This is a genomic window from Nonomuraea sp. NPDC005983, assembly GCF_040614375.1.
Taxonomy (GTDB): Bacteria; Actinomycetota; Actinomycetes; order Streptosporangiales; family Streptosporangiaceae; genus Nonomuraea.
Window position 1 is genome coordinate 1 of the sequence record NZ_JBEXUP010000050.1, and the last position, 13,465, is coordinate 13,465.

At 71.6% G+C, this 13,465-nt stretch carries 16 protein-coding genes; 15 read left to right on the top strand and 1 reads right to left on the bottom strand.

Annotated elements, in window-relative coordinates:
• The 8 genes from ABZ297_RS22125 to ABZ297_RS22160 all read left to right on the top strand — a co-directional run bounded on the left by ABZ297_RS22125 (position 1) and on the right by ABZ297_RS22160 (position 6,145).
• Positions 1-132 carry a Trp biosynthesis-associated membrane protein gene (locus tag ABZ297_RS22125; RefSeq protein ID WP_355349234.1) on the top strand — a complete coding sequence of 44 codons (132 nt, stop codon included), beginning with the start codon at positions 1-3 and terminating at the stop codon, positions 130-132.
• Between the two features lie 174 nt (positions 133-306).
• Positions 307-984: a DUF4190 domain-containing protein gene (locus ABZ297_RS22130; RefSeq protein WP_355349100.1), complete on the top strand. Its 678-nt coding sequence runs from the start codon at positions 307-309 to the stop codon at positions 982-984.
• A gap of 150 nt (positions 985-1,134) precedes the next feature.
• Complete coding sequence (locus ABZ297_RS22135) at positions 1,135-1,713, top strand: CD225/dispanin family protein (RefSeq protein WP_355349103.1); 579 nt, start codon at positions 1,135-1,137, stop codon at positions 1,711-1,713.
• Position 1,714: 1 nt separating this feature from the next.
• Complete coding sequence (locus tag ABZ297_RS22140) at positions 1,715-2,146, top strand: DUF2752 domain-containing protein (protein WP_355349106.1); 432 nt, start codon at positions 1,715-1,717, stop codon at positions 2,144-2,146.
• Between the two features lie 119 nt (positions 2,147-2,265).
• A complete protein-coding gene (gene trpC, locus ABZ297_RS22145) occupies positions 2,266-3,105 on the top strand; it encodes an indole-3-glycerol phosphate synthase TrpC (protein ID WP_355349109.1) in 840 nt (279 codons plus the stop codon).
• Positions 3,106-3,144: 39 nt separating this feature from the next.
• A complete protein-coding gene (trpB, locus tag ABZ297_RS22150; protein WP_355349237.1) occupies positions 3,145-4,350 on the top strand; it encodes a tryptophan synthase subunit beta in 1,206 nt (401 codons plus the stop codon).
• Positions 4,351-4,396: 46 nt separating this feature from the next.
• Positions 4,397-5,197, top strand: coding sequence for a tryptophan synthase subunit alpha (gene trpA / locus ABZ297_RS22155; protein ID WP_355349112.1), 801 nt, complete (start codon positions 4,397-4,399; stop codon positions 5,195-5,197).
• Between the two features lie 213 nt (positions 5,198-5,410).
• On the top strand, positions 5,411-6,145 hold the full coding sequence (locus ABZ297_RS22160) for an NPCBM/NEW2 domain-containing protein (protein ID WP_355349115.1): 735 nt from the start codon (positions 5,411-5,413) through the stop codon (positions 6,143-6,145).
• 13 nt (positions 6,146-6,158) lie between these two features.
• Here the strand turns inward: ABZ297_RS22160 and ABZ297_RS22165 are convergent, their stop codons facing one another.
• The gene (locus tag ABZ297_RS22165; RefSeq protein ID WP_355349118.1) at positions 6,159-7,886 is read right to left on the bottom strand and encodes a beta-galactosidase family protein; all 1,728 of its coding nucleotides are present in this window, start codon (positions 7,884-7,886) and stop codon (positions 6,159-6,161) included.
• Between the two features lie 101 nt (positions 7,887-7,987).
• On the opposite strand from ABZ297_RS22165, the gene ABZ297_RS22170 reads away from it, so the two are divergent.
• The 7 genes from ABZ297_RS22170 (at position 7,988) to ABZ297_RS22200 (ending at position 13,422) form a co-directional block, all read left to right on the top strand.
• The gene (locus tag ABZ297_RS22170; RefSeq protein ID WP_355349121.1) at positions 7,988-8,845 is read left to right on the top strand and encodes an AraC family transcriptional regulator; all 858 of its coding nucleotides are present in this window, start codon (positions 7,988-7,990) and stop codon (positions 8,843-8,845) included.
• 127 nt (positions 8,846-8,972) lie between these two features.
• Positions 8,973-9,452, top strand: coding sequence for a MauE/DoxX family redox-associated membrane protein (locus ABZ297_RS22175; protein WP_355349124.1), 480 nt, complete (start codon positions 8,973-8,975; stop codon positions 9,450-9,452).
• A complete protein-coding gene (locus ABZ297_RS22180) occupies positions 9,452-10,204 on the top strand; it encodes a thioredoxin domain-containing protein (protein ID WP_355349127.1) in 753 nt (250 codons plus the stop codon). The genes ABZ297_RS22175 and ABZ297_RS22180 overlap by 1 nt, the downstream gene beginning before the upstream one ends.
• 26 nt (positions 10,205-10,230) lie before the next feature.
• Positions 10,231-11,319: a prolipoprotein diacylglyceryl transferase gene (gene lgt / locus ABZ297_RS22185; RefSeq protein WP_355349130.1), complete on the top strand. Its 1,089-nt coding sequence runs from the start codon at positions 10,231-10,233 to the stop codon at positions 11,317-11,319.
• Positions 11,316-12,020, top strand: a complete 705-nt coding sequence (locus ABZ297_RS22190) for a VIT1/CCC1 transporter family protein (RefSeq protein WP_355349133.1) — start codon at positions 11,316-11,318, stop codon at positions 12,018-12,020. Before lgt ends, ABZ297_RS22190 begins: the two co-directional genes overlap by 4 nt.
• Entirely contained in the window at positions 12,017-12,829 is an 813-nt protein-coding gene (locus ABZ297_RS22195) for a hypothetical protein (RefSeq protein ID WP_355349136.1), read from the top strand. Before ABZ297_RS22190 ends, ABZ297_RS22195 begins: the two co-directional genes overlap by 4 nt.
• Positions 12,829-13,422: a hypothetical protein gene (locus ABZ297_RS22200; RefSeq protein WP_355349139.1), complete on the top strand. Its 594-nt coding sequence runs from the start codon at positions 12,829-12,831 to the stop codon at positions 13,420-13,422. Before ABZ297_RS22195 ends, ABZ297_RS22200 begins: the two co-directional genes overlap by 1 nt.
• The last annotated feature ends 43 nt before the right edge of the window (positions 13,423-13,465 follow it).

The following is a 13,465-nucleotide window of genomic DNA, read 5'->3' on the forward strand; positions in this document are numbered from 1 at the left end:
GTGACCCGCGGCGGACGCTGGGCGGGCATGTCCGACCGGTACGAGCGCGGCACGCCCAAGGCGCGCGCCCGGCCCGGCGACGACCGCGCCCTCTGGGACGCCCTCGACCGCGGCGACGACCCCACCGCCTAGGCCTGCGCTCGCGGGCCTGAACGAACCATGGGGGCCTCTCTCTCCTTCGGGTTCGCACTCGGTGACGCTCGTATTACGAATTGCCCGCGCCGGTGAACCTCTCGTCTCCAGGCAAACGTTTAGTCAATAAGCTGCCGGTGCAACTCGTCACGAACCATCTGAGGAGCCAGACGCATGAGCTACGGGGACCAGGGCGGTAGCGGGGGCTACGGCGCGCAACCGCCCGGCGGCGGTTACGGTCAGCAACCGCCGCCCGGCGGCGGTTACGGCCAGCAACCGCCGAGCGGCGGCGGCTATGGCCAGCAGCCCCCCAGTGGTGGCGGCTACGGCTACGGTCAGCAGCCTCTCAACGGCGGCGGTTACGGCCAGCAGCCCCCGAGCGGCGGCGGGTACGGCCAGCAGCCCCCCAGTGGTGGCGGCTACGGCTATGGCCAGCAGCCGGCGAGCGACGGTGCTTACGGGTACGGCCAGCAGCCGGCGAGCGGCTACAACCAGGCCTACGGGGAGGGCGCGTACGGCCAGCCTGGCTACGGCCAGGCCGGGTACGGGCAGCCGGGCTACGGCGCCCCTGCGGCGCCCAGGAGCACGAACGGTATGGCGGTCGCCTCGCTCGTCCTCGGCATCCTCGGCCTGGTGCTGTGCGGTTTCACCAGCATCCCCGGCGCCATCCTCGGCCACGTGGCGGTCAACCGCATCAAGAAGACCGGTGAGCAGGGCCACGGCATGGCGGTGGGCGGCCTGGTCACGTCGTATATCACGATCGTGCTCTGGCTGCTGATGTGGATCTTCTTCGGCGGCATGTGGCTGACCCTCATCGGGCTCGGCACTGCCGCCTCGACCAGCGACATCTGACCGTCGGCAGCAGTGGCAGGGCGGATGCGGCGAGACGCGGTCCGGTTACAACTTGTCCGCAACCTGGACGTTATGCCACGTGGATGGCGGTTTATCGCTAGGCTGCCGCGCGCAACTCGCCAGAGAATGACCATCTGAGGAGTCATCAGCATGAGTTACGGAAACCAGGGCGACGGCGGTTACGGCGCCCAGCCGCCTGGTGGTGGCTACGGTCAGCAGCCGCCGAGCGGCGGTGGTTACGGCCAGCAGCCGCCGAGTGGCGGTGGTTACGGTCAGCAGCCTCCCAGCGGTGGTGGCTACGGTCAGCAGCCGCCGAGCGGCGGTGGCTACAGCTATGGCCAGCAGCCGCCGAGCGGTGGTGGCTACGGTCAGCAGCCGCCGAGCGGCGGTGGCTACGGCCAGCAGCCTCCCGGCGGCGGTGGCTACGGCCAGCCCGGCGGTTACGGCGCCCCCTCGACGCCGCCCGACAACCACCTGGTCGCCGCCATCCTCACGACGCTGTTCTGCTGCCTTCCGTTCGGTATCGTGTCGATTGTCAAGTCGTCGCAGGTGAACTCGAAGTGGCAGGCCGGCGACTATCAGGGCGCGATGCAGGCGTCCGAGGAAGCCAAGACCTGGTGGAAGCGGGCGCTGATCTTCGGCATCATCGCCGAGGTCATCATCGTCGTGGGGTACGTCCTGCTGTTCGTGATTCTCGCGTCGGCCGCTCAATCGACCTACGGATACTGATGTGAGCCTTGCGAACCTCGAGCGGCGCGGCACCGACCGCCTCAGGTCGGTGCTCGCGCCGCTCGGCGTCGCCGCGGCGGCCGGAGCCGTCTTCGCGTTCGTCGGCGCGGTCGACCCCAACCAGCCCGGTCACTACCCGACCTGCCCGTTCCTCTGGGTGACCGGCTGGTACTGCCCCGGATGCGGCACGCTGCGCACGATCCACGCGCTCGCCCATCTCGACCCGGTGGCCGCGCTCGGCCTGAACCCGCTCGCGGTGGTCATGCTGCCGTTCCTGCTGTTCTGGTGGGGCCGCTGGCTGGTCCGCGCCTGGCAGGGCAGACCCAGGAGGGCGACACTCGCGCATCCCGGATGGGTGTGGGCGTTCCTCGGCGTGGTGCTCGTCTACTGGGTGGTCCGTAACCTACCGTTCGGGGCATTCCTCGCGCCGTAGCCGGGGGCTGTGGTGAGGTGACCTCGGTGGGGCCGATAGCATCGCAGTACAAGGCCGGGAGCGTACGCGACGCGAACTTCCTGCCGCCCCCAGTTGCCGACCGGAGGGACCCCAAGCGCGTGAGTGAGCGGACCGAAAGGCCGAGTGTCCTCGACGACATCCTCGACGGGGTGCGCGCCGACCTCGCCGCACGCCAGCAGGCCGTATCGCTTGACGAGCTCAAGCGGCGGGCCGAGCGGGCTTCCGGGCCCCGCGACGCGTTCGCCGCGCTCGGCGGCGACAGGGTCTCCGTGATCGCGGAGGTCAAGCGCTCCAGCCCCTCCAAGGGTGCGCTCGCCGCCATCGCCGACCCGGCGTCGCTGGCCGCCGACTACGAGGCCGGCGGCGCGCACGTGATCAGCGTGCTGACCGAGCAGCGCAAGTTCGGCGGCAGCCTCGACGACCTGGCCGCCGTGCGCGCCCGCGTCGACATCCCGATCCTGCGCAAGGACTTCGTCCTCACCTCCTACCAGCTGTGGGAGGCTCGCGCGCACGGCGCCGACTTGGTGCTGCTGATGGTCGTCTGCCTGGAGCAGGAGGCGCTCGTCTCGCTGATCGAACGGGCCGAGTCGATCGGGCTCACCCCGCTGGTCGAGGTCCACACCGAGGAGGAGCTCGAGCGGGCGGTCGCGGCGGGTGCCCGGGTGATCGGGGTCAACGCCAGGAATCTGAAGACACTCGAGGTCGACCGCGACGTCTTCACCAAGCTGGCGCCGAAGATCCCGGATAATGTCATCAAGATCGCCGAGTCGGGCGTGCGCGGCCCGCACGACCTGCTCGCCTACGCCAGGGCCGGCGCCGACGCCGTCCTGGTCGGGGAGAGCCTGGTCACCGGCAAGGATCCGCGCAGGGCAGTTGAGGCGCTGGTGACCGCCGGCGCCCATCCCGCGACGCGCCCCGACCACGGAGCAGAGGGATAGCAAGTGGCACACGAAGGCTCCATCATCACCGCCGCCGACCTGGCGGGCAACGGCGCCCACGGCGACGACCCCGACGTGCACGGCAAGTTCGGCATCTTCGGCGGCCGATACGTCCCCGAGGCGCTCATCCCGGCGCTCGACGAGGTCGCCGCCGTCTACGAGAAGGCCAAGAACGACGCCGAGTTCGTCCGCGAGTTCGACCACCTGCTTCGCACGTACGCGGGCAGGCCGACCACGCTGACCGACGTGCCGCGCTTCAGCGAGCACGCGGGCGGCGCGCGGATCGTGCTCAAGCGCGAGGACCTCACCCACACCGGCGCCCACAAGATCAACAACGTGCTGGGGCAGGCGCTGCTGACCAAGCGGCTCGGCAAGAAGCGGGTCATCGCCGAGACCGGCGCGGGCCAGCACGGCGTGGCCACCGCCACCGCCGCGGCGCTGCTCGGCCTCGAGTGCGTCATCTACATGGGCGCCGTCGACACCGAGCGCCAGGCGCTGAACGTGGCCCGGATGAAGCTGCTCGGCGCCACGGTGGTGCCCGTCACCAACGGCTCCCAGACCCTGAAGGACGCCATCAACGAGGCGTTCCGCGACTGGGTCACCAACGTCGACAGCACGCACTACCTGTTCGGCACCGTGGCGGGGCCGCACCCGTTCCCCGAGATCGTCCGCGACTTCGCGCGCATCATCGGCGTCGAGGCCCGCCGCCAGATGCTGGAGCTGACCGGAGAGCTGCCCGACGCGATCTGCGCGGCGGTCGGCGGCGGCAGCAACGCCATCGGGATCTTCCACGCCTTCCTCGACGACCAGGGCGTCCAGCTGCACGGCTACGAGGCGGCCGGCCACGGCCTGGCGAGCGGCGAGCACGCGCTCACGCTCACCGCGGGCTCCGTCGGCGTCCTGCACGGCTCGCGCACCTACGTGCTGCAGGACGACGAGGGCCAGACCGTCGAGTCGCACTCCATCTCGGCCGGCCTCGACTACCCGGGCGTCGGGCCCGAGCACGCCTGGCTGAAGGACAGCGGCCGCGCCACCTACCACGGCGTCACCGACGACCAGGCGATGAGCGCCTTCTCGCTGCTGGCGCGCACCGAGGGCATCATCCCGGCGATCGAGTCGTCGCACGCCCTGGCCGGGGCGCTGGAGCTGGGCCGCGAGCTCGGCTCCGGGGCGACGATCCTGGTGAACCTCTCCGGGCGCGGCGACAAGGACATGGGCACCGCCATGAAGTACTTCAACCTCTGACGGCGCAGCCCACCGACGCGGCCTCGATCACTGAGAACGGACCATCATGACTACTCTTCAGACGGTGTTCGCCAAGGCGAAGGCCGACAACCGGGCCGCGCTCGTCGGCTACCTGCCCGCGGGCTTCCCCTCCAAGGACGGCGCGATCGCCGCGGCCGCCGCCCTGGTTGAGGCGGGCTGCGACGTCATCGAGATCGGCCTGCCGTACTCCGACCCGCTGATGGACGGGCCGACCATCCAGGACGCCGTGCACCGGTCGCTGCTCAACGGCACCCGCATCGCCGACGTCCTGCGCACCGTCGAAGGCGTGGCCGCCACGGGCGCGGCCACGCTCGTCATGACGTACTGGAACCCGATCGACCGGTACGGCGCCGAGCGTTTCGCGCGCGACCTCGCCAGCGCGGGCGGCGCCGGCACGATCACGCCCGACCTGACCCCGGAGGAGTCGCAGCCCTGGCGCGCGGCCTCCGCCGAGGCCGGCATCGACACCGTCTTCCTGGTGGCCCCCAGTTCCACGGAGGAGCGCATTCAGGCCGTGGTCGACTGTTGCACCGGGTTCGTCTACGCGGCGTCCCTGATGGGCGTCACAGGGGCCAGGGAGACCGTCAACGTGGCGGCCGAGGGCCTGGTCGAGCGCACCCGCGCGCACACCGACCTGCCGGTCTGCGTCGGTCTCGGCGTCGGCACGGGCGCCCAGGCGGCGGAGGTGGCGGCCTACGCCGACGGGGTCATCGTGGGGTCGGCGTTCATCCGCCGCATCCTTGACGCCCCCGACGAGGCCGCAGGCCGCGCCTCGATCTCCGAACTGGCGCGCTCGATGGCCGAGGGGGTCCGCTCCCGCGCCTGACGTCCGGGCTGCCCGCGCCGAGGTGATGGGCCTGGATCTCCGGGGGACGCCGGGCGAGCATGGGGGTGGGGTTTTACCCGTTCTGTCAGAAGTGCCACGTATTAGCGGGTAAGTGCATGTATTTTGCGCCTTTTGTCTATGGCGCAGGTCGTGGTGGCGGGCGATGGTATCGGGGTCCCAGGAAGTGTGACGCATTTCCGCGAAAGGACCCGTATGCGTCGACGTCCCATCACCCTCGCCTTAGCCGTCGCCTCAGCCACCGCACTGGCCCCCGGGCTGGCCCCTGCGTTCGCGGTCGTCACGCCCGCCAGGGCGGAGCCCACGCCGCCCCCCGTCCCCTCGCCGGCCTACGAGCTGGCGTCGCCTGAGCCGTCCCCCACGGAGGCGCTGCCGGCGCCCACGCAGCAGAACCTGGCCCCCAGGCCGGCGACGGTGGCGCAGCCGATCACGATCACGTCCAGAGAGCTGTCCGTCGAGCTGGACCCGGCCTTCCCCAGGGTCCTGCGCTACACCGACCGGGCCGGCGGGGCCACGATGGGCGGCAGCACCGGCGTTCCCGCCGTCGTGCTGAACGGCACGCCCTACCCGGCCACCGTGGCGCTGACCGGCAACGACGGCGTGACCGCGCGCTACCGGCTGACCTTCCCCGACCTCGCCGGCGTCACCCTGGAGGCCAGCCTCGGCGTCCTCGGCGGCCGGTGCGCGGCCTTCACGGCGTCCGTCGGCGTGGACGACGTGCAGGCCACGCGCGGCTCCGTGCGGTACACCGTGGAAGCCGACGGCGCGGTCAGGGCCCGCACGCCGGTGCTGCGCGCGGCCGACCCGGCCTACGAGCTGAGCGCCGACCTCACCGGCGCCCGCTACGTGGACCTGGTCGTCGACGACGGCGGCGACGGCAACGGCAACGACCACGCCGACTGGGGCGCCGCCCGCTTCCACTGCGGCTGACCTGCTCCTGCGGTCAGCCCAGGTCGGGCTCGGTGCGGATCTCCAGCGCCGGGCCCGGCCCGTCCAGTTCCAGCACCACGATCTCGTTCCCGCCCGCCCGCAGCAGCGGCGCGGGGACGTACAGAGTCCGCTGCGGCCCGCGCTCCCAATAGCGCCCCAGGCAGAACCCGTTCACCCAGACGTACCCCTTGCCCCAGCCGGGCAGCGCCAGGAACGCGTCGGCGGGCTCGGAGACCTCCAGCGAGAAGCGGAAGAACGCCCGCCCCTCGCCGGTCACCTCCTCGTGGAACGGCACCTCGGGCAGCTCGTCCAGGGGGATCGCCCGCGCGCTGACCCCGTGCAGGTACTGCTGGCGGTGCAGCACCCCGTCGAGGATGCCCTTGCGCTCACCGACCGGCGGCCCGTAGTTGGTCCTGCCCATCGACTCGACCAGCAGTTCGACCGTGGCAGGCCCGGCCACTTCCAGGACGCACGCCGACTCCCCGCGCTCCAGGACCGCCACCTGCTCGCCGTCCACCAGGACGTGCGCGCGGTCGCGCAGGCCGCGCACGGTCAGCGGATGCGGCCCGCGCGGGCCCGGCACCTCCACCCGGTAGAGCACGAGGCCGTGGTGCAGGCCGAGGTCCTCGAACGAGGGCGGGGTCGCGGCCGTCACCTCCGGCCGGGCGACCGCGTCCAGGGCGTCGGCCAGCCGCGCCGATCCGGTGGGGAGCAGCGTCGCGGGCGGCAGCGCGGGCGGCGTCGGCGGGACGTCGGGCAGCTCGCCCGCGTACCGGGAGAGGATCTCCCTGAACCGCCAGAACTTCTCCGTCGGCGCTCCCCGCTCGTCGATCGGCGCGTCGTAGTCGTAGGAGGTCACCGTGGGCCGCCACTCGCCGGTGGAGAGCTCGCCCGTCTCGTTCGCGCCGGCCCAGCCGCCGAAGTTGGTGCCGCCGTGCGCCATGTACACGTTGACCGACGCGCCGGCGGCCAGCGTCCGCTCCAGGGCGTCCGCCGCGTCCTCGGCTGCGCGGGTGACGTGCTTGTGCCCCCAGTGGTCGAACCAGCCGCACCAGAACTCCATGCAGAACAGCGGCTCGCCGGGACGGTGCGCGCGCAGCGTGGCGAACGCCTGCTCCGGGTCCGAGCCGAAGTTCACCGTGGCCAGCACACCCGGGACGGTGCCGCCGGTCAGGAGCCAGTCGGCCGGGCCGTCGGAGGTGAACAGCGGCACCTCGACGCCCCTGGCCACCAGCCCGTCGGCCAGGTGGCGCAGGTAGGCCCGGTCGGAGCCGTAGGAGCCGTACTCGTTCTCCACCTGCACCATGATCACGTTGCCGCCGCGTGTCACCTGCCGCTCCGCCACCAGCGGGATCAGCCGGTCGAAGAAGCGGTCCACCTGGCCCAGGTAGGCGGGGTCGCTCGTGCGCACCCTGCCGGTGAGCCAGGACGGCAGCCCGCCGTTGTCCCACTCGGCACAGATGTACGGCCCGGGCCTGACGATCGCCAGCAGCCCCTCGGCCGCGGCGGCGTCGAGGAAACGGGCCAGTTCGTCCAGGCGGCGGAACTCGCCGGGGCGCGGCTCGTGCAGGTTCCACGGCACGTACGTCTCGACGGTGTTCAGGCCCATCGCCCTGAGCATCGACAGCCTGTGCCGCCACAGATCCGGATGGACCCTGAAATAGTGGAGCGCTCCGGACAGCACTCGGAACTCCGCGCCGTCCAATCTAAATGATTCACCATCGATCGTGAAATTTCGCATATGTCTTTCCTTACGTTGAGTCTCCACCCTGCAGCCTCGCCGAGCAGGCCATGCGCAGGCCATGGACAAACCCGGGGATCTGTTGGACTTGGGAGGGCCTGATGGCGCCGCCACTCAGGCAGTGGATGCACTACCTCACGCCCGGACCCGTCCACCACAGGCTCGGCCTGGCCTGCCTCGGCGTCGGCCACCAGGAGGGCAGGCTCCCCACCGTCGGCCCGCGCACGCTGAACCACCACGTCGCCGTCGTGGTCACCGAGGGCAGCGGCTGGTTCTCACACGCCGGACGCCCGCCCGTCGAGGTGGCCGCGCCCGCCGCCATCTGGCTGTTTCCCGGAGTCCAGCACCACTACGCGCCGCACGCCCCCGGCTGGAGCGAGTGGTTCGTCGACTTCACCGGACCCGCAGCCACCGCCTACCAGGACCTCGGCTTCGTGGACGCCGACACCCCCGTCACCCCGCTCACCACCGCGGAACCCGCCGTCCGCGCCATCGGCCGCATCGCCCGCGCGTGCCGCAGAGGCAGCCCCTACCTGGAGGTGGAGACCTCCGCCGTCGTGCACGAGGTGCTGGTCGCGCTCAGGCGCAGCCGCGCCGATGAGGACCCGCACGGCGACCCGGTGCTGGCAGGGCTGGCCAGGGACGCCTGCCTGCCCGTGTCGGTCGCCGAGCACGCGAGCCGGCTCGGGATGCCGCTGGCCGACCTGCGCCGGGCCGTGCGGCGGCTGGCCGGGTGCAGCCCCAAGGACTACCTGCTGTCGATCAGGCTCACCCGCGCCAAGGACCTGCTGGCCACGACGGACCTGCCGGTGGCCGCGGTGGCCCGCCGCGTCGGCTACGCCGACCCCGCCTACTTCGCCCGCCTGTTCACCCGGCGCGCGGGACTGCCGCCCAGCGAGTTCCGCGCACAGCAGTATCGCGGCTTCCCCGCCGCGCCGCGCGGTGCGAACCTGCCTTAGCAAAGGCTTATCCTCTCCGTGATCAGATGGGCTCCAGGTACTGTGCCCATCCCGGCGCAGAGAAAGAGGAGTGTGGCCTGTGGTCGCGTCAGAAGCGTCACTGCGCGCCAGATCGACGGTACCCTGGGTGACGACCGTCGCCCGGCTCGTGCTGGGCGTGGTGCTGATATCGGCGGGGGGGCTGAAGATCGGCAACCCGTCCGAGTCCGTGCTGGCGGTCAAGGCGTACCAGTTGCTGCCCGACTCGATCGCCACCATGGTGGGCTACGGCCTGCCGATCCTGGAGATCGTCGTCGGAGTGCTGCTGGTCATCGGCCTGCTGACCAGGGTGGCCGCGGTAGTCGCCGCGCTGCTCATGTTCGCCTTCGTCTTTGGCATAGCCTGGGCTTGGGCGAACGGCCTGCGGATCGACTGCGGCTGTTTCGGCGGCGGCGGCCAACTGGGGGCCGGCCAGGAGCCGACGTACCTGCTCGACATCCTGCGCGACTTCGGCCTCGTGCTGCTCGGCGCCTGGACCGCACGCTTCCCGCCCGGGCGCTTCGCGCTCGACCAGGCCCTGGGGCTGGCCGGTGGCGAGCGCAACCGTGAGAAAGAGGAGAACGACTGATGGGCAAGGCCGGCCGCGCGAAGTCGGCGCGGGAGAAGATCAAGGAGCAGCAGGCGCTGGAACGCTCCCGCGAGCAGCGCAAGAGGGTGGTCACGTACTTCTCCGTCGGTGTGGTCGCGATCGCCGCGGTCGGGGCCGGCTGGCTGTACGCGGCGAGCCGCTCACAGTCGGAGGAGGCCGCCAACGGGCTGGCGCCGACCACCGTGCAGGCCGACGGCTCGGTCGTGATGGCCAAGCCGGGCGTCACCAAGCCCGTGGTCGACATCTTCGAGGACTTCCAGTGCCCCGCCTGCAAGCAGATGGAGGAGGTCAGCGGCCCCACCTTCAGGAACCTGGCGGCCGAGGGCCGGGCCAAGGTCGTCTACCACCCGATCACGATCTTCGGGCAGGATCCGGCCAAGTCCAACTCCATCCGCGCGGGCGCGGCGGCACGCTGCGTGGCCGACGGCAAGCAGTGGGTGGCCTATCACGACGCCCTGTTCAAGAACCAGCCCCCCGAGACCGTCGAGGGGTTCAAGACCGACCAGCTCGTCACCTGGGGCAAGGAGGCCGGAGTGACGGCCCCCGACTTCGACACCTGCGTCACCAGCCAGAAGCACGCCCAGGCGCAGGCCGACTACAGCGTCAAGGTCAACACCGAGCAGAAGCTCAAGGGCACCCCGACGGTCAAGCTGAACGGGACGGAACTGGAGAACACGGTTATCTTCGCCCCGCAGGAGCTGCGTGATGCGGTCACCAAGGCGCCCAAGTAGCCGCACGTCCGCTACCCTCACCTGACATGCCCCTAGCCTCGATTCCCAGCCCTGCAGAAGGGGTCTGGTACCTCGGATTCATCCCGATCCGGGCCTACGCCCTGTGCATCGTGCTCGGCGTCGTCTTCGCCGTCTGGCTGAGCGAGCGCCGCTGGCGCGCGCGCGGTGGTCAGAAGGGCACGATCATCGACATCGCGGTGCCCGCCGTGATCTTCGGCCTGATCGGCGGTCGCCTCTACCACGTCATCACCGACTGGCAGACGTACTTCGGCGACCGTGCGATCAAGAAGCCCTACCAGGCCCTGTTCATCTGGGAGGGCGGGCTGGGCATCTGGGGCGCGATCGCGCTCGGCGGCGTGGGCGTCTGGTGGGCCTGCCGCAGGCGCGGCCTGTCCCTCAGCGCCGTCGCCGACACCGTCGCGCCCGGCATCGCGTTCGCGCAGGCCATCGGCCGCTGGGGCAACTGGTTCAACCAGGAGCTGTACGGCGGCCCGACCACGCTGCCGTGGGGGCTGGAGATCGACCAACTCCACGGCGGCGAGCCCGGCGTGCTCTACCACCCGACGTTCCTGTACGAGTCCATCTGGGACATCGCGCTCGGCTGCGCGCTGCTCCTCGTGGGCAGCCGGTCCACGCTGCGGCACGGGCGGCTGTTCGCCCTCTACGTCGCCGGCTACACGCTGGGCCGGTTCTGGATCGAGGGCCTGCGCATCGACCCCGTCGGCGGCGTCGACCACGCGGTCACCTTCCTCAGCCTGCGGCTGAATCAGTGGACGTCCATCGTGGTGTTCGCCGGGGCGCTGATCTACTTCTTCGCGACCAGGAACAAGGACACCCCCGAGTTCGTCGTCCCCGCGGGCGAGGCCGAGCAGGCCGAGCAGGACGCCGGGCAGGGCGGCTCCGACGACCCCGCACACGAGGTCGCCCCGCCCGCCGACCGGCCTGCAGAGCCCGGCGACGACGCCGCCGTCCGTGATGACAAGGCCGACGACAGCGCTGATGACAGCGCTGACGACAGGGCCGACGACGGAGCTGATGACAGGGCCGACGTCGAGGCCGACGGGGCGGCGGTCAAGGCCGCGGAAGGCGTCCCGGAGGAGAAGAACGCGCGATGACCGGCCGCGCGGAGATCCACCACCAGCACCGCGACGTCAACGGCGGCTGGCTGCGGCCGTCGGTGTTCGGCGCGATGGACGGCCTGGTGTCGAACTTCGCGCTCATCGCGGGCGTCGCCGGCGGCACCCCGAACGCCAAGATCATCTCGCTGGTCGGCATCGCCGGGCTGGCCGCAGGCGCCTTCTCCATGGCCGGCGGCGAGTACGTGTCGGTCGCCAGCCAGCGCGAAATGGCGCTAGCCGAGATCGCCGTCGAGAAGCGCGAGCTGGAGCGCCACCCGGAGGCCGAGCAGGCCGAGCTCGCCGGGGTGTTCGTCGGCAGGGGCGTCGAGCCTGAGCTGGCCGACCGGGTGGCCGAGCAGATCTCCAGGAACCCCGACCAGGCCCTGGAGATCCACGCGCAGAACGAGCTGGGCGTCGATCCCGGCGACCTGCCCTCGCCCCGGGTGGCGGCGATCTCGTCGTTCCTGTCGTTCAGCGCGGGCGCCGTGCTGCCGCTGCTGCCGTACCTTCTCGGCGTCACGAGCCTGTGGCTGTCTGCGGTGCTGTCGTGCCTGGCGCTGTTCGGCGCGGGCGCGCTGGTCTCGACGGTGACCGCGCGCACGTGGTGGTACTCCGGGCTGCGCCAGTTGGTCGTCGGCGTGCTCGCCGCCGGGCTCACCTTCGGGCTCGGCTCCCTGATCGGAGCCTCTGGACTGTGAACAGACCCGCCCCCCGCAAGCGACGCCGCACGCCGCGCTCCGACTGGCAGTTCCCCGTCCTCACCCACCTGGGCATTCAGCCACAGCGGCAGAAACTCCTGGTGATCATCGCCTCGGTGGCCGGCGTGCTGGCCATGGCCGCGGGGCTGGTCGTGGTCGTGGCGTCACTCGGCGAGTACGCCCCCGAGCGGCAGGCCAGCGCCGCCGTGCTGGCCCTCGACTCCGACCTGCCGGTCGAGTTCCACGCCTGGCCCTCGCCCAAGCTGTTCGCGCCGGTCAACACGCGGGCCAAGGACGCCAAGCCGCTCACCAAGGAAGAGGTGTTCGGCCAGCGCACCCTCACCGGGGAGAAGAAGCTGACCCTCAAGCTCGCCGGCAGCCGCGTCGACAACGACTGCGCGGCGGCCATGTGGGGCCAGGAACTGCTCGACCAGCTCGGCGACGCCGGCTGCAGCCAGGCGGCGCGCGGCCTGTACGTCAGCTCCGACGGCCGCTACCTGGGCCAGTACACCCTGCTCAACCTCCGCGACGGCGAGGCGGCGACCCAGCTGATCGACTCGCTGAAGACGCTCTACCGGGGCGGCTGGGCGAAACTGCTCGACGGCGCCAAGGTCTCCTTCCCGCAGGGCGGCTACACCGAGGCCGGCGGCTACGCGCTCGGCCACTACGTCGGCCTGGTCTGGATCGGCAGGGCCGACGGCCGCGAGCCCAACCCGAAGGACGACTTCGTCTCCCTCACCCTCGCGCTGCGGGGCGCGGAGAAGGCCGTCTACCGCAGGGTCGTCGCGATCACGGGGCCGGCGTCCTGATGCCGGTTCGTGTGGCGATCCCGCTGGCGGCGGTCGCCGCGGTGCTGCTGGGCGCCGGCGTCTGGCTGCTGACCCGTGGCGACACCCCGCGTCCCGCCACCTTCAGGGCCGAGCCCACCTCCGCGCTGTACACGCTGATCGACTCCCGGCAGCGCGACGCCGCACCGCTCACGCCGGCGGAGGTGTTCACGCCCGCCACCGAGCGGCTCGGCGCGCTCAAGCGCGGCCAGAGCGAGCAGTTCACCGACTGCGGCGAGGCCCTCGCGGGCGTCGACGCCCCCGGCTGCACCCAGGCGCTGCGGGCCACGTACACGGGCGACGGGGTGGCGGGCCAGTTCGTCATCTTCAACCTCTCCGACGGGCGCGCCGCCGACGCGCTGGTGGCGGCGCTGGGCAAGGACGGGTTCGTCGGGCAGGCCGTCACGTTCGACGCCTCGCGCAGCCGGGCCGAGGCCAGGGCCATGGGCCACTACGTCACGGTGAGCTGGGCCGGCGCGACCCGGTCCGGCGCCGCCCCTGACCTGGTGCCGACGCTGATCGCCCTCGACGGCCTGGGGCGCGTCGTGCAGGGCCGCGTCATCGCCGCGACCTGACCACCGCATCGCACCGGGCGGTCGTGGAGCTCGGAGGGCGTTG